13 protein-coding genes are annotated in these 16,836 nt (G+C 44.7%); 5 read left to right on the top strand and 8 right to left on the bottom strand.

Annotation, left to right across the window (positions count from 1 at the left end; all coding sequences use genetic code 11):
* Positions 1-26: 26 nt before the first annotated feature.
* The 7 genes from B5771_RS18510 to B5771_RS18480 all read right to left on the bottom strand — a co-directional run bounded on the left by B5771_RS18510 (position 27) and on the right by B5771_RS18480 (position 9,564).
* Positions 27-2,126 (bottom strand): PAS domain S-box protein, encoded by a 2,100-nt coding sequence (locus tag B5771_RS18510; protein ID WP_242966882.1) that lies wholly within the window; start codon positions 2,124-2,126, stop codon positions 27-29.
* Between the two features lie 667 nt (positions 2,127-2,793).
* Positions 2,794-3,132, bottom strand: coding sequence for a P-II family nitrogen regulator (locus B5771_RS18505; RefSeq protein ID WP_088188844.1), 339 nt, complete (start codon positions 3,130-3,132; stop codon positions 2,794-2,796).
* A 49-nt stretch (positions 3,133-3,181) separates the two neighbouring features.
* Positions 3,182-4,411 (bottom strand): ammonium transporter, encoded by a 1,230-nt coding sequence (locus tag B5771_RS18500; protein ID WP_088188843.1) that lies wholly within the window; start codon positions 4,409-4,411, stop codon positions 3,182-3,184.
* A gap of 733 nt (positions 4,412-5,144) precedes the next feature.
* Complete coding sequence (locus tag B5771_RS18495) at positions 5,145-6,452, bottom strand: DUF445 domain-containing protein (RefSeq protein WP_088188842.1); 1,308 nt, start codon at positions 6,450-6,452, stop codon at positions 5,145-5,147.
* Positions 6,449-7,720, bottom strand: coding sequence for a DUF445 domain-containing protein (locus B5771_RS18490; protein WP_088188841.1), 1,272 nt, complete (start codon positions 7,718-7,720; stop codon positions 6,449-6,451). Before B5771_RS18490 ends, B5771_RS18495 begins: the two co-directional genes overlap by 4 nt.
* Before the next feature lie 103 nt (positions 7,721-7,823).
* Positions 7,824-9,011, bottom strand: coding sequence for an MFS transporter (locus B5771_RS18485; protein ID WP_088188840.1), 1,188 nt, complete (start codon positions 9,009-9,011; stop codon positions 7,824-7,826).
* A gap of 94 nt (positions 9,012-9,105) precedes the next feature.
* Entirely contained in the window at positions 9,106-9,564 is a 459-nt protein-coding gene (locus tag B5771_RS18480; protein WP_088188839.1) for a MarR family transcriptional regulator, read from the bottom strand.
* A 471-nt stretch (positions 9,565-10,035) separates the two neighbouring features.
* Between B5771_RS18480 and nuoE the strand changes: the two genes are divergently transcribed.
* The 5 genes from nuoE to B5771_RS18455 all read left to right on the top strand — a co-directional run bounded on the left by nuoE (position 10,036) and on the right by B5771_RS18455 (position 15,991).
* Positions 10,036-10,545, top strand: coding sequence for an NADH-quinone oxidoreductase subunit NuoE (gene nuoE / locus B5771_RS18475; protein ID WP_088188838.1), 510 nt, complete (start codon positions 10,036-10,038; stop codon positions 10,543-10,545).
* Positions 10,542-12,425: an NADH-quinone oxidoreductase subunit NuoF gene (locus B5771_RS18470; RefSeq protein ID WP_088188837.1), complete on the top strand. Its 1,884-nt coding sequence runs from the start codon at positions 10,542-10,544 to the stop codon at positions 12,423-12,425. Before nuoE ends, B5771_RS18470 begins: the two co-directional genes overlap by 4 nt.
* 23 nt (positions 12,426-12,448) lie before the next feature.
* On the top strand, positions 12,449-14,191 hold the full coding sequence (locus B5771_RS18465) for an NADH-dependent [FeFe] hydrogenase, group A6 (protein WP_088188836.1): 1,743 nt from the start codon (positions 12,449-12,451) through the stop codon (positions 14,189-14,191).
* Between the two features lie 336 nt (positions 14,192-14,527).
* On the top strand, positions 14,528-15,298 hold the full coding sequence (locus B5771_RS18460) for a tRNA threonylcarbamoyladenosine dehydratase (RefSeq protein ID WP_088188835.1): 771 nt from the start codon (positions 14,528-14,530) through the stop codon (positions 15,296-15,298).
* A 114-nt stretch (positions 15,299-15,412) separates the two neighbouring features.
* Positions 15,413-15,991 (top strand): Uma2 family endonuclease, encoded by a 579-nt coding sequence (locus B5771_RS18455; protein ID WP_088188834.1) that lies wholly within the window; start codon positions 15,413-15,415, stop codon positions 15,989-15,991.
* A 280-nt stretch (positions 15,992-16,271) separates the two neighbouring features.
* On the opposite strand, the gene B5771_RS18450 is transcribed toward B5771_RS18455, so the two are convergent.
* Positions 16,272-16,832, bottom strand: coding sequence for a DUF5317 domain-containing protein (locus B5771_RS18450; RefSeq protein WP_088188833.1), 561 nt, complete (start codon positions 16,830-16,832; stop codon positions 16,272-16,274).
* Positions 16,833-16,836 lie beyond the last annotated feature (4 nt).

Here is a 16,836-nt window from a genome sequence, read left to right as displayed (position 1 = left end):
CGATTACATTTATTTTATAACAAAGGTCAGTTAAGGTCAAATGATTTAAGCTTAAACTTTACTAAAAATGTTGTTCCCTGCGAATTTGTCACGACGTCAATACTGGCATCATGACGGGCTGCAATGCCATAACAAACTGCCAGGCCTAAACCAGTTCCTTGTTCTTTTGTTGTTAAGAAAGGAGTGCCTAAGCGGTCGATAATTTCAGGGCTAATACCTGTTCCCTCATCGCGGATCGATAAGATGACCGCCTTCTCATCGTCCTGCAAGAAGGTTGAAAGAAACAGCTGACCGCCTTCTTTCATGGCTTCCAAACCATTGCGGGACAGATTAATAATCAATTGCCGGATCTCTTTATCGTTTAATAACAAATCCGGTACCTCTTCTTTTTCCAAGACGACCAATTTGTCCTCGCGTATTGCATCCACTTCCAGAAGAGGCCTAATGGATTCTAAAATATCGTTGAGGTTTCCCCGGGCAAACTCGGTGGCCTTCGTTCGACTGATGGATAAAAACTCTGTGATAATCGAGTTGGCACGATCAAGCTCACTAATCATAAGGGGGATGTAATTTCTATAATGCTCAGACGTTGGATTGGCTTCAAGGAGCTGCAAAAACCCTCTAACCGTTGTCATGGGATTCCTAACCTCATGGCCAATGCTCGCAGCCATTTCCCCGATCAAATTCATATGTTCCATTCTTGTCATTTCTTTTTCCAATATTTTTTGGGTTGTTATGTCACGAACGATTGTCGACATGCCTATAATCTCTCCCCTTTGATTCTTAATAGGGGAAACGGTCAGGTAGACATAAATCGGTTGTCCGTCTTTTTTTATACGCTGGGTCTCGCTGTTGGTTACTGAAATCCCGTGAGAAACGTTCCAAATAATATCTCCAAGTTCCTGCATTCTGTCTTGAGGAATTAAGCCTTTGATCGTTTTGCCGATAATTTCCTGTTTAGTATAGCCGTATATTCTTTCTGCCCCTCGGTTCCAATCCAAGATGATCCCTTCCAAACTCAAACCGATAATTCCTTCATCCGTAGACTCGACAATAGACGCTAAGCGTAAAATACGCTCCTGAAACGCTTGCCGCTCCTTGATCTCCTTCTTCAGGTGTTGATTGGTTATCCTGCTCTCAACAAAAAAGAGTATTAAACTAATAATTGCGGTCCAAATGATCCCATGAACAACAATCTCTCTGCGTTTCTTAGTGGCTTCCTCGAGAATCAAACCCATAGGAACATGAACTGACATAGACCAAGGCGTTGTCGTTCTGCCAATCGTTATCGGTTTATAAATTTCATATGAATCATTATTCGTTGTACTAAAACGTTTTCCTTGTTTAATCGCCTCTTTTGCGCTGCTGTCATCGACGGACGCGCCTATTTTAGAGGTATTACTGCTCGCCACGAACCTGCCATCATTGGACAAAAGGCTTATATATCCTTTTTCCAGGGGGCCGGCAGAAGTTATCGCCTTCTGAAAGGTTTCAGAGGAAATGTCAATTCCAACAACTCCATCAAAGGTTCCTTCGATCATAATTGGCACAACCACCCTGGTTATCATGACGTTTTTACCCATAATCGGATAACAACAAGGTTCAATCACTGTTTCCTTATTTGTTCTCTTGGGAATTAAGTAATAATCTCCTGCACCGGGGGTTCCATAATTCACGAGGGGTTCTAAATGAATCTTGCCATTTCGATTACTATAATAAGGTATAAAACGACCTGTGCCGTCATAACCTGGTTTGTTCTTATAGTCTGCATCCTTGCCGTCAAGAGCATTCGGTTCCCAGAGGGTCCAGACTGCAGTAAACTGAGGGTTATCTTGCAGGACTTTAGCAAGAATCTTGCCCATTACTACCCGGTCAGGATGGTGAGTAAGCCGCACTTGTTGAAATGTATAGGACAGTGTTCTCGCCGTGTCCATAGCAAAATCCAGGTTAGCCTTTACATAGGTGCCATTTTTTTCAGCGCTTTCTTCGGCCGATTGATAAGCCGAAACCTTGGCCATTTCACTCGATTCCGTCGATAGGCTATAAGTGATAAACACAAAGGACAGTAAGGTAATTATGCCAATTGATAATAAAATTTTTGCTCTTAAGTCTATAGTTTTGTGCACTTATTCATTCTCCTGCTGCCTTAGGCGCTTATATTAGAACATGATTAAAAAGTTCTCTAAATTTTTTAATAATCCTTTCTTTAATTGCATTTTATATTCTATTGTAGAATCAATTTCATAATATCAAAAAGTCTAATCTTCAATGTACCATAGTGAACTCGTTCAGCTAAAGCTGAACATCGGGGCCTCAGATACAATAATGTCCAGTGGACATTTTGCTGAGACGCCTTTCCCAATAGGAATACTTAGCAGCGAAGGAGGACTCTACCCCACCTGAAGTTAACGAAGGACCCACCTCCACTTGTAGAAGTGGGGTCTTAAAAAACGGACCAATTTCATAATGTTTCTCAATACCATATATAGATGGTGGACTTTAAAAAAGCAACTGTATATAGTAGCTGTAACCTTCATTTGTAAAATTGAGTCAAATATAAAATTTACAGTATTTTGGTTTTTATCACTTATTTTTTAATGCCTGTGTATCAAAGCTTGCGCCTTAATGATCTATTATACCTGCCTACTAGTCTTAAGGATATATTGTCCTGCCCACTAATTGCAGCTTACTGGAGGACAAGCGAAAAGGTTGGGATCTGACTTCATTTCATCAAATCCCAACCTCAACATTTTTGCAGTGAACTTGTTCAGCTAAAGATAACAAACATGTGGGTTATAGAGCGTTTTCTCCGACATTTCCCGTTCTGATGGTAAAGGCATTCTCCACAGATGTGACGAAGATCTTCCCATCTCCAATTTCCCCTGTCCTTGCCTCCTGCACAATCGTCTGAATTATCGCATCAACATCTTGATCTTTAACTACAATCTCAATTTTTACTTTGGGGATAAGATGAATATTATACTCAACTCCCCGATAGACCTGGGTATGCCCCTTTTGTTTGCCGCAGCCAATAACCTGCGTCACTGTCAAACCATTAACCCCATGATTGCTTAAGGCATCTTTAACAACGTCCAGCTTTCCAGGCCGAATGATAGCCTCTATCTTCTTCATCAAGATTCCCCCCTGCTCGTTCAAAATATTAACATTAACTATGCTGAGATCAGATAAAGTCCGGATAAGCCTCTTCACCATGAAGCGACAGATCCAAGCCAATCGTTTCTTGATCGTCACTTACTCGCAATTTCGTAAACAGGCCGACAATTTTCAAAAGTATCCAAGTACCAATAACAGCAAAGGCTACCGTCGCTAAAACACTCAGAGCCTGAATTACCAATTGTGAAGGGTTTCCGTACAATAGTCCATTGGCACCGGCAGGGTTAATCGTCTTGGTCGCAAAAATACCAGTAGCCAAAGCTCCCCAGGTTCCGCCAATTCCATGGCAGCCAAAAGCATCTAAAGCATCATCATATCCGAATTTTGCCTTCATTACACTAATGGTCAGATAACAAATAATTCCGCCGATAAAACCGATGAGAATTGACGAAAGAGGCGTTACAAATCCGGCTCCCGGTGTAATGGCAACCAAACCTGCCACGGCTCCGCTGGCTGCGCCGAGAACTGTTGATTTTCCGCGATGATAACGTTCTACTACAGCCCAGGCGATGGCAGCTGCGGCGGCAGCCGTATTGGTATTCACCAAGGCCATACCGGCGAGGCCGTTAGCCCCCAAAGCACTCCCGGCGTTAAAACCGAACCAGCCAAACCACAAGAGTCCTGCTCCCAAGACGGTAAAGGGGATGTGGTGAGGCGCCATGGAGTCTTTACCTAAACCTTTACGTTTTCCCAATACTAAAGCCACGATTAGGCCTGAGTATCCGGAACTGATATGAACCACGTTTCCGCCTGCAAAATCTAATGCCCCGAGTGTTCTTAAGAAACCGCCCACTCCCCAAACCCAATGGGCAAGCGGATCATAAATTAGAGTAGCCCAGAGAAGTGAAAAGATAATAAAGGCCGGGAAGCGCATTCGCTCTGCAAAGGAACCGCTAATGAGGGCTGGAGTAATCACAGCAAACATCATTTGGAAAGCCATAAAAACAATGGCGGGAATCGTGGCCGCGTAATCCGGATTAGGAGCTGCCCCTACTCCGTTTAAACCTAACCAATTTAAACTGCCGATAATACCATGAAAATCCGGTCCAAAGGCTAAGGTATAGCCTATTAAAATCCACTGTAATGATATAAGTCCTATAATAATCCAACTATGCATGATCGTACTAAGGACGTTCTTTTTGCGGACCATGCCTCCGTAAAAGAATGCTAATCCGGGCGTCATTAAAAGGACAAGTGCTGTTGACACTAAGACGAACGCTGTATCTCCTGTATCCATTTTGTTATTCCCCCTCGTTAGAAAATAAAATGGCGCTTTGAGTTTACTCCGATTAAAGAGTTAACTCAAAGCGCCATTGCTTTGTTTCGGTTTTCTTAATATTGGGTCTAGGTTGTGCACACCTTATGTTTGGTATTCTAGCACGTTAAATGGTCGTTTGGCAATCCCCTGGTGGGTATGAATTTTGTATACCTGATGGCTCCATAGTACATCACGCTAATTTGGCACCTTTGGAAGTTTAAAAATAGGTCCTTCGGGTCGGGGAGCTTCGCCCACACCGCTCACTCAGCATTCCAAGGCTCGCCCACTCGGTTGCGCGGGAGCTACACCAGAACCACAGGGTAATACCTGATGTGAACCACTGGCTTCGCTTCCCACGCAACCTTTGTGGGCCAAACCGCCTCTCCATGCAATGAGTTCCCTCATGTGGTCGAAGATCCCTTCCTCTGAGGTCTATTTATCAGAGTGGCTAATGAGAAGGTATTGAAAGCGAGCTTGAGAAGTTCGAAGATCAGCGTACAATTTCCCTTACAATCCAAACAAGGGACTGATGCAAAATGCATAAACACATTGTATTATACAAAATTATGCATAAATAGTGGTTTAAATCCTCCATATATGCAGAATTCTATTTATAAAAACAGATAGACATGCATGCAACGGCCCTTGCGAATAATTGGCTGCGAAAATCCATATTCCGAAAAGATCAAGCGCGAAGTATTATGCAGGGCTTTTAATGAATGAGCTGAGCTACATGCACAATAAAGGGTCCGATATAAGGATCATAGATGTAATTTAAGAAGAAAAACAAGAACATACCTACAAGGCTGCCGATCATTGAGCCATTGATACGAATCCATTGAAGATCGTTTCCGGCTTTTTCTTCGACAAATTGATTCAAATCTTCATTTGAGTAGCTTGTGAGGGTTTCCCTGACGATCATGCCAATTTCGTGATGTTCATTTTGGATAACCTGGCACAAGATATCTATGACTATGGAATTAAGGCGTTCTTGAAGGTGTTTATTGTTCAGAAAGTCGTCCCAGCCCTGTTGGATATAGGGGGCGATTACGTTGTTTAGGACTTCCGATTCGGCGGAGGAAGCTGTGTTCAGGAAAATACTCAGGATTTTGGTGAGAAGTTCCTGGAAAAAGTTCTCTTGCAATAGGCCTTTTTTCCAGGATTCGACTTGTGCTTGGAAGTCTGTGTCTGCTGTTAAGGATTCCAGATTGTTGACGAGACTTTCTCTTAGGGCTTGGCGCAGGGGATCTGCTGGGTCATTAAACTTACGCAGGTTAAGCAGTAGTTCGATATGCAGGGCATCTGCTGCTTCTTCCATATTTAATCCGTCAGACATTTCTACAAAACCCAAGAGGGTTCGAAAAATTGTCCCGCCATTGCCTAGTTTCTCGGCTTTAATGGTCTCCAAATAATTAAGAATAAGCTGACGAGTCTCTCCTTCTGAGGCCTTTTCCCAAAGCAGTTCCACGAAGCGATCCAAACCTTGATCAAGATAGCCTTTAGTTAAGGCCCAGCGGCTTAACTTCTCAACCTTCGGAGCTAAGGGCCAAGTCTGTGCTTTCTGCTGGAGAAACCCGGTTAATTTCTCTGCCAGGACAGCTGGGTCCTGTTTTTCCGCCGTGTGCCGCAGGAAAAAAACGGCTTTGTCCGTTAAATAGGCTGCCCCTCCCTGCTTTTCCACAAACTGAATAAGTGCATCGAGGTAGGGGATTTCAGAGATTTTTCGGCGAATTATGTCCATGTGCAAGAGTTCTGTTTGGACCATCCCCGCCACAGCTTCAATGAGTTTCACGCGGTTACGCGGAATGAGCTCTGTATGATACCCCCAGCCCAGCGGCTTTTTAAAAATGGCCGTGACCGCAAACCAATCGGCGATCCCACCCACCAAGGCTGCTTCAAGGATGAAATTAAGAAGCTGCCAGCCTACGCTTTGTAGGTAAGTGTATTTTAAGAAAACAGACCCTAAAAAGCCAATAAAGACAAGGGCAAGTGTGATGTTGGCTTTCTTATGATAATTCATCGGAACACCATCCCCAATACATAAATCAGCATCCCAACCAGGCCGCCCACAAGAGATCCGTTAATCCGTATCATCTGCAAATCATTGCCCGCCTTCTCTTCGATCAGTGTGACCAGCTTATCATTCGTTAAGGGATAAAGTCCTTCGCGGACCGTTCGTCCGATAATATCATGATGATCTTCAATTTGTCTTTCCAGGAAGCTTCGAACTTCTCGATTGAAGGCTTTCCTTAACTCCGGCTTATGCTTTATTGCTTCCAGATTTTGATCCCAGTCATCCCGCAGCTTCTTCAAGCCGCGTTCGATAACTTTGGGTACTAAATCAGAACTTGTTTCCCTGGTCGACTCAGCCTCTTCAGGCAGATCGCTGTCGGTGTATGTAAGGGCCGTTAATGCTTTAGCACAAAGTTGACTGACCTTGTCCTGCATTTCCGGGTTCGTCTTCAGGTTTATAATGCCCTTCCGAACCGATTCCTTCAGCCAGCGCTCAACAGTTCCGTCCTGCAAAGCGGTCTTCCCTTTATCTATAATACCCTGGGCAAGAACTGCCGGTGAGGGCAAAAACTTACCAACGAGTTTGCGCGTCGGGTTATTAGCTCCATATCGTATTAAGGCTGCCTCAATCATGTTTGTCAGTGCTCTATCCACCGCGGGTTGGAGCAGCAGTTCTTTCATAGCCTTACATAAAGCCTGTAATAAATGATCAATTTGACCATGTTCAAGAGAAAATTCAAGAACGGCAATTAAGGTTTCCGAAAGCTCCAACCTACTCAGGTTTTCTTGGCTGATCAGATTCTCTTGCAATAGTCCCTGCAGAGATCGAGATAGACTGTTCATGTCCAAAGAGCGCTTAAGTTCCTCGGTCAAGTCAACAAGCAGTTGTTTGGCAGATTCCTTGACCTGATCCTGTTGAAAGACCTTAAGCAACTCCCCTGAAAAATCCCACATCCCTAGTTTTTGTTTCAGGACATCTTTAGTCAGTAATTCGTCCTGAACCATATCCGCCAGAGCGTTGAAAATCCGTTCGCGATTTCTGGGGATAATTTCTGTACGCAGCAGTTTGCCAGGCCTGATTCCTAAAGGCCGCCGAAATAAAGCTGTCACTGCGAACCAATCGGCAAGTCCTCCGATCATTCCCGCACTGCACCCGCTGGAGATAAGTCCGCCCCAAAAACTTGTAGCGTGAAAAGGATAACTCAACAAAAACCCTAAGGTAATTCCCCCTAGGGTGAGGTTAGCGCTTTGGGTATTATTTATTTTCTTAACCATAAAACCACCTACATTAAGCTCTTTAAATCTTGGGTTAAAGCGTGAACTCGTTCATACGAAGGGCCCACCCCCACAAAACTTCTTCCCTAGTTTATTCTATTTTTTAATCTTGTACCAGAGGCTCAGAAACTTTGATGCTAATTTTACGTCCCGCCAGTATTACAACAAGCACTAAAATGGCCGCTCCCGTCATATACGGCAGCCCCATATACAAGGCAAAAAGAGCTCCCCCAGTTACAGGCCCGAGAATTCTTCCCAGACTGGCAAACGATTGAAAGAGACCAAGAGATGCTCCTTGTCCCCGATTGCTTTGTTTGGAGACAAGACTCGAACTAGTGGGAACCATTAAGGAATTGCCTACCATAAAGATAACCGTCGAGGCAATCAGAAAAACTATACTTTTATCATCTGCCGAGATAATAATCAACGACAAGCCGACGGCACATAAGAGTGCTCCTGTATTGACGAGTTTAGCATCCCCAAATGTTTTGACTAATTTCCCGATAAGTCCTCCCTGAACAATCACAGCAAAGATTCCCATAATAGCAAAGGTTATCCCCATATCCGTAGGGCCGAAACCTACTTTAGCTGCGGCTAATAAAGCAAAGGTACTCTCAAACATGGACATCGTAAAATTCAAGGTGAAATTAAAGGCGAAGAGGAAAAATAAAGGATCTTTGAGAACCTGAGGAGTAAGTCTGGCTCTCTTTCGGCCTGAGCCTTTATTCATTTCCTTAAGCGATTCCGGCAAGAAAAACCAGGTAAAGGGAAGGAGTAATAACGCCAACCCCCCTGCCACAAAAAAAGGAAGAGAGAAACTATATTCTCCCAGGAATCCTCCCAAAGCAGGTCCGAAAATCATTCCCATCCCCATGGCCGCACCGATCATCCCCATTCCCTTGGCACGATCTGCTCCTTCGGTAATATCTGCTAAGTACGCCATAGCTGTGGGTAATGTTGCTGAGGAAACGATTCCCGCCAAAGCCCTGAGGACAATTAATAGATAAAGATTGTTGACCATGCCGAACATTAAAAAAGTTACGCCATAGCCAAGAAGCCCTATGAGGATAACGGGACGCCTGCCGATTCGATCTGAGAGCTTGCCCCAGACCGGTGCAAAAAAGAACTGCATAATTGAATATGCGGACATGAAAACTCCTAAGGCAAAGGCGCCTCCGCCAAGTTTGCTGACTAAAAAGGGAAGGATCGGCACGACGATTCCGAACCCTACCATAACCAAAAATTGAATAATAAACAATATTGCCATAGGCCCGATATTTTTTTTGCTCATAAAAAAAACTCCTACTTCTTCCTTTTCATCGTCTTAGCTATCCCCAAATCTGCAATTTCTAAAATATCTAACAGGACTATTCTCTAATTGACGCCTATTCAGTAAAAGGGTTGGCTTCCAATTCAGCCAAAACGGAATTCAATTGCTCCAAAGCCGTATTTAATTTGTTGAGATGCAAAGGATCGAGCCTCTGCATTAAACAACTAAGTTTTTTCTTTCGTTCCCTCTCAAAGGTTAAGAGTGCATCTTCTCCCTGGGGAGAAAGCTGAATGAGAACAACTCTGCGGTCTTCCTCACTGCGAGTTCGCAAAATCAGACCCAACTTATGCAAGCGGTCCACAAAACTCGTTACGGCACCCAAAGTAATCTCGAACTGCTGAGCAATATCCGAAGGAGTACAGGTGCCTTTCTGTTCCAATAATTTAAGGAACATCATTTGCTGCATGGATAACTCACATGAAGCAAACATCAAGAAGTTCTGGTATTTTTTCCAGACTCTTCTGAACAAAAGCTCCGTTTCTTCTACAAGTTTTAAATTCTGCTCCTGATCCATAGTCTCACTCCTTACCCCGAGAGAGTATTGATCCAAGCTTATTATAAGCTTCGTAAATACTTCAGGTCAATGTGTCAGGGGGACGGTCCTTTTGACACACTTTTGGAAAAACGGCAATTCATCCCCCACCTAAAGAGGTGGGGGACTTCTTGCCTCACGAGGTAAAACCCATTTCAACTCATTTCGCGCCACTGACAGTTTGAAAGAGTATTAGCAGAGAGTGTTAACAGGAGTGTTAACGGGACCGTCCCTCTGACACACCTGAAAGGTGCCTCTGACACACCTGAAAGGTGAGAGACTTCTTGTCTCACGAAGTTAAAACCCGTTTCAACTCATTTCACGCCACTGACAGTTTTGAAAGTGTGTTGATAGGACCGTCCCTTTAACACGCCTTTAACACGAATTTTTAATACGTAATTTTTTTATCAATGGGTATGCTAACTTTATGTACTAATAGAAGGAGGTTTCCCAATGTGTGACAACCCTTCCCCATATAATCCTTATCAACAGCTTGACCGCTACATTGACGGCCTTCCTTATAAAAAGGAAAACTTGATTGCCATTCTGCATCATGCCCAGCAGCTTTTTGGCTACTTGCCGGATAAACTCCAGCGTCATATCGCAGCAAAACTTGATATTCCTTCAGCCAAGGTTTACGGGGTCGTAAGCTTCTACTCTTTTTTTACAATGAAACCTCGGGGAAAACATGTTGTTAATGTTTGTATGGGAACCGCCTGTTTTGTTCGAGGTGCTGAGAAATTGCAGCAAGAAATTGAAAAACAGCTTGGAATTAAAACCGGCCAAACGACGGAGGATGGACATTTTTCCCTTGATTCCTTGCGTTGTATTGGGGCCTGCGGCCTTGCCCCTGTTATGATGGTCGATGGTAAAGTCTATGGCCGCCTTATCCACCCGGAAGATATCAAACAGATCTTAGATGAATACCGAGAACCTGCGTTGAAGGAAGGAACATCAACATGAAACTAAAAACCAGAGACGACCTTAATAACCTAAAAGCTCAACACCAGGTTCTCCTTCAGAATCGACGATCTGCCCAACCAATTTCTGTCTCAGAGGCTCAAGGAAAGCCAAGACAGGTTATGGTCTGCGGCGGAACAGGCTGTCACGCCTCGAATAGCCCTCAGATAGTCGAGGAACTTAAAGCAGAGCTTCAGCGACGCGGCCTTGCAGAACAAATTAATGTTCTGCAAACGGGCTGTTTCGGCTTCTGCGAAAAAGGCCCCATTCTTGAAGTTCACCCCGATAACGTCCTCTACCTTGAGGTTTCTCCCAAAGATGTGCCTGAGCTTGTTGAAGAACATTTCGTTCAGGGAAAACCCCTTGAACGCCTTCTCTATCAAGATCCAAATACTGAAGAACGCATCGCTTCAGACCTTCCTTTTTATCACAGCCAAATGCGTATTGCCTTGCGCAACTGCAGCTTGATTTCACCTGAGGATATCCTGGAATATATTGCTGTCGATGGCTATCAAGCCTTAGCCAAGGTCTTATTTACCATGACACCGGAATCGGTCATTGACGTTATCAAGCAAAGCGGTCTGCGCGGCCGCGGCGGCGGAGGATTTCCCACCGGTGTGAAGTGGGAACTGACTCACAACAATGAGGCGAATAATCGTTATATTATTTGCAATGCGGACGAAGGTGATCCGGGAGCTTTCATGGACCGCTCAATTTTGGAGGGAGATCCGCACAGTGTCTTAGAGGCTATGTTGATAGCCGGACATACCATTGGTGCCTCCCACGGTTTTATCTACATCCGGGCTGAATATCCCCTGGCCATTCATCGCTTGGAAATCGCCATTAAACAAGCCAAGCAATACGGATTGCTCGGCAAAACCATTTTAGGCAGCGATTTCTGTTTTGACATTGAAATTAAATATGGAGCAGGAGCCTTTGTCTGCGGAGAGGAAACAGCACTAATCCATTCTATCGAAGGAACCCGCGGCGAACCTTCGGTTAAACCGCCCTTTCCCGCTCAACAAGGACTTTGGGGTAAACCGACTTGCGTCAATAATGTCGAAACTCTGGCCAATATTCCCCCAATTATTTTAAAGGGAGGGGATTGGTTCGCAGGGATTGGTACAGAAAAAAGCAAAGGAACGAAGGTCTTTGCCCTGGCAGGAAAAGTTAACAATGTAGGACTGGTAGAAGTTCCTATGGGAACGACACTGCGGCAAATTATTTTTGATATCGGCGGGGGAATTAAGCATCATAAAACCTTCAAAGCCGCGCAAACAGGCGGCCCCTCAGGAGGATGTATCCCCACAAAATTCTTGGACACTCCGATTGATTATGAATCCTTAATCGCCATTGGTTCAATGATGGGATCGGGCGGGCTGATTGTTATGGATGAAAGTGATTGCATGGTCAATATTGCCAAGTTCTATTTAGAATTTACCGTTGACGAATCTTGCGGCCGCTGTACGGCCTGTCGTGTGGGAACGAAACGTCTCCACGAAATTCTTACGAAGATCACCGAAGGCAAAGGGACCCTTGATGATTTGGATCAGCTTGAGAAATTAGGCAAGACCATTAAAGATTCTTCGCTTTGCGGCCTGGGCCAAAGCGCCCCCAACCCCATCTTATCCACTATTGAGTATTTTCGAGATGAATACCTCGCTCATATCGTTGATAAAACGTGCCCGGCGGGCGTTTGCAAGAGCTTGCTTCGATACGATATTACCGATAAATGCAAGGGCTGTACTCTTTGTGCCCAAAATTGTCCGGCAGGCTGTATTACAGGCTCGCCCAAAGAACCACACATCATTGATCAAGAACGCTGCCTAAAATGCGGAGCATGTTTGGAAAAATGCCGCTTCGACGCCATCATTCGCCATTAAGGACCCCAGAAGGAGGCTTCTCTATGGATGTACAATTAACGATTAACGACATACCCCTTACTGTCCCCGATGGAATGTCTATTCTAGATGCCGCGAGAACCGTTAATATCGATATTCCAACCTTATGTTATCTGAACTTACATGAGATGAGACTCAATAATCACATCGCTTCCTGTCGTGTCTGCCTGGTCGAGGTTGAAGGCCGCCGGACATTGGCTCCCGCTTGCTCGACCCCGGTATCTCCTAATATGGTCGTTAAAACAGATACGCCCCGAGCTATCCAGGCCAGACGAACCATGGTGGAGCTCCTGCTCTCCGACCATCCGAAATCATGTTTAACCTGCGCCAAGAATTTGGATTGTGACCTCCAGGCTCTCGCAGCCGATCTTGGAGTGCGGAATATCACCTACGAAGGCGAAGAAACTGAATTTGAAATTGACAAATCAAGTCTGGCGATTATTCGTGATCCCAACAAATGCATTCGCTGCCGGCGCTGTGAAACGATGTGTAACGATGTGCAAACTGTCGGTGTTTATTCCGCCGTCGGACGTGGTTTTGAGACTGTTGTAAAAACTGCGTTTGATTTACCCCAGCATGAAACCTCATGCACCTTCTGCGGTCAATGCATTGCTGTCTGCCCAACAGGAGCGTTAATGGAATTGGATCAAGTTGATAAGGTCTGGAAAGCTCTTAACGACCCGTCACGCTATGTAATTGTGGAAACAGCCCCGGCAGTGAGAGTTGCGCTGGGCGAAGGTTTTGGTCTGGAACCGGGGACCATTGTCACTGGTAAAATGGTGGCAGCTCTCCGCCGTCTCGGCTTTGACCGTGTCTTTGATACGGAGTTTGGGGCAGACGTAACGATTATGGAAGAGGCTACAGAATTCATTCACCGTCTGAAACATGGAGGACGGCTGCCGATCCTGACAAGCTGCTGCCCCGCCTGGGTTAAATTCTTTGAACATCAATTCCCTGATCTCCTGGATATCCCATCGACCTGCAAATCCCCTCACGAAATGTTAGGCGTCTTAGCCAAAAGTTATTATGCAGATACCTACGGCATTGATCCTCAGAAAATAACCGTTGTATCAGTCATGCCTTGCGTCGCTAAAAAATACGAGGCCGCTCGGCCGGAACTCGGGCAAGATCCTGTCACACCGGATGTGGACATTGTTATTACCACCCGGGAGTTATCCCGCATGATTCGAGAAGCAGGAATTCATTTTGAACGGCTTAACGATGAAGAGTTTGACCATCCCTTAGGCGAGTCAACGGGAGCTGCAGTTGTTTTCGGCACGACGGGAGGAGTTATCGAAGCTGCCTTGAGAACCGCGTACGAATGGCTGACAGGAAAACCCTTGGAACAAGTCGAGTTCGAGAATCTCCGCGGCATGGATGGCATTAAAGAAGCCGTTATCCCTATCGAAGGACGGGACTTTAAAATAGCAGTAACCCATGGTCTGGGCAATGCGCGCACAATTCTGGAAAAGATCCAAACCGGTGAAGCCGAGTATGATGCCATCGAGATTATGGCCTGTCCCGGCGGATGCATCGGCGGTGGCGGGCAGCCTTATCATCATGGCAATGTGGAAATTCTTAAAGCCCGCGCTGCCGCCATTTACGAAGAAGATCGATCCAAACCACGCCGTAAATCTCACGAAAATCCTGCCGTTTTAGAACTCTACAAAAACTATATCGGCGAGCCTTACGGCGAAAGGGCTCATGAACTTCTCCATACCAGTTTTACGCAACGGCCAAAGATTTAGTTAATTCTATCGTCGTCCGTTCAAGAGAAGTTTCTGCCCAAAATATCTGCTGCTTATATGGCGTTCTTAGCTAGTGAACTCGTTCAGCTAAAGCCGAACAACGGGGTTTGGCCACAATAATGTGATATTATTGCCGAAGCTGCCTTTCTCGATAAGAATCCTTAGCGGCGACAAAAGTGGGTTCAGATAGCGAAAGGCGATCTCGCTTCACTGGTATTGTGGAGTGAGATCGCCTTAATATTGTTAGATTAAAGACCGCTGTTATCTCAAAGGTTAGCTTATTGACAGATGGTTATGCTACAATAACGGTAAATAATTCTCTATATGGGGGACACGATGGAACATAAATTTTCGAGAACTGAACTTTTAATTGGCAGTGAGGGCTTAGAAAAACTTCGCCTCAGTACGGTCCTCATTTTCGGAATAGGCGGAGTCGGTTCCTATACCGTCGAAGCACTGGCGCGCGCCTCAGTTGGCCATTTAATTATGGTTGATTTTGATGAAATCAGCATTTCTAATCTCAACCGTCAAATCCATGCTCTTCACTCCACGATTGGTGAAGCGAAGGTAGACGTTATGAAACGCCGAATCAAAGAGATAAATCCGGAGGCTCACGTTGAAACCTTCAAAGAATTTATTTCAGCAGAAAATGCTGCTGATTTCCTGCAAAGGAAACCGGACTATGTGGTGGATGCCATCGATACAGTCTCCAGCAAAGTAATTTTAGTCAAAGAATGTTTTGCACGGGAAATACCGTTCATCTCAAGTATGGGGGCCGGCAACAGGCTTACAGCCGAAAATTACCGAGTCAGTGATATTTCTAAGACTAGTGGCGACCCCCTGGCGAAAACCATGCGCAAATTACTGCGTCAAGAAGGTATCACTCGCGGCGTGAAGGTAGTTTCCAGTTCCGATCTTCCGATCGCCCCTTTTTCTTCAGTCTCTCCGGCGGCTCCTTCGTCCGACAATTCAACGGCTATAAATTCCGAAAACGAAGGAACAGTCACGATGCAAAAACGTCAAACCCCAGGAAGCATCTCCTTTGTGCCATCGGTGGTTGGGTTGCTTATAGCGGGAGAAGTTGTCCGGGATTTATTAAAGGGATAAGGGCCTACCCCCATTTATGGAAATACACCATCGTTTGTATTCCAAAATATGTAATTATGATAATCAGATATGGTATACTTAACCTGAAGTTATTTTCCAGTAAGGAGTGATTTTATGCCCATACCGGAATCAAAGGAGAAATATACCTACGCCGATTACTTAACGTGGCCGGAAGGTGAGCGGTGGGAAATCATTGATGGGATACCCTATAGGCAGGCAGCTCCTACCTGGCAACACCAAAGTATTTCAAGAGAATTACTCAGACAACTCTCCAATTACTTACTACATAAGACATGCCAAGTATTTGCTGCTCCCTTTGACCTCTGTATCCCTGAACTTAATGAAACTGATGAAGAAATCTCTAATGTCGTTTCTCAGCCCGATATTGCAGTAATCTGTGATGAAAGTAAACTTCGAAAAACAGGGTATTTTGGAACTCCTGAACTAGTCATGGAAATAACCTCACCTTCAACGGCAAGGAATGATAAACTGGTGAAATTCAACAAATACGAAAAGGCTGGCGTAAGAGAATATTGGATTGTTGAGCCGGAGATTAAGATTGTTAGTGTTTTTACCTTGCAGAACAATAAAAAATACGGCAGGCCAGATGTGTTCTCAGAAGAAGGCCAAATTTCAGTGAGTATCTTTCCGGATCTTATCATAGACCTAGAGCCAGTTTTTGCAGGCATTTAATCATTTATTATCATAAGCTGCAAACATATTCAAAATAGTAAGGAACTTCCCCAAGGAACCTACTTAAACATGAAAGACTTGCTGTTGCAAAATGCATAAACGCACGCCCCTCATTAAACAAAACCCTGCATAAATAGTGGTTTAAACCTCCACTTATATGCAGGGTTTTATTTACAAACAGATAGATATTCATTATGCAACGGTCCCTTTATAGTCCGTTTCTTTAAAGACCTCAAAATAGTGAATTAGAGATTATTTTGGAAATGAAGAGATGAGGAGATTAAGTAGTTTGCTGTTCTTGCTTATTGGCCAATCTCCTTGTCGTCCTGAAAATCAACGTAAAGCATCCTATATCAATTAGGCAGTCTCCGATACTAAACACTTGTTTTTGAAGCCCAGGAACAGCCAAATAGAACCGATCCCCCAAAACCTTTAGATGAGTTGCTGCAGTCATTAATCCATGCGTACCCTGCCCGACCAGCAGCGCCTTCCGGCTGGTTTCCGGCAGAAAAAAGGGATCAACGGGCATAGCCCCTCCATTTAAAGCTATTACTAAGGTATTAAGGAAAACTCCCCCAGCAATTAACCACATTCCCTTTAGGGAACGATTGCGAAGAGTAAAGATCAGCAGCAAAAGATATGACCCTGTATCAAGAAACGAACTTAGCCAACTAGGGCCTAGTCCGATATGTCGAAGACTCGCCCAGTAAACAACGCCTTGCAGCAAAAAAGCCATTGGGACAAGCCAAAACTGCCGCAAGGCTAGCTCACCCAAACAACTTAGTTTTCCTCCGCATACCAAACTTATAATCAGCGATAAAATCAAGGTTTCAATAAGCATACTT

The organism is Desulfosporosinus sp. FKA, from assembly GCF_002196785.1.
Lineage (GTDB): Bacteria > Bacillota > Desulfitobacteriia > Desulfitobacteriales > Desulfitobacteriaceae > Desulfosporosinus > Desulfosporosinus acididurans.
The sequence above is the reverse complement of the archived record's forward strand: the minus strand, read 5'-3'. Positions and strand labels throughout refer to the sequence as shown.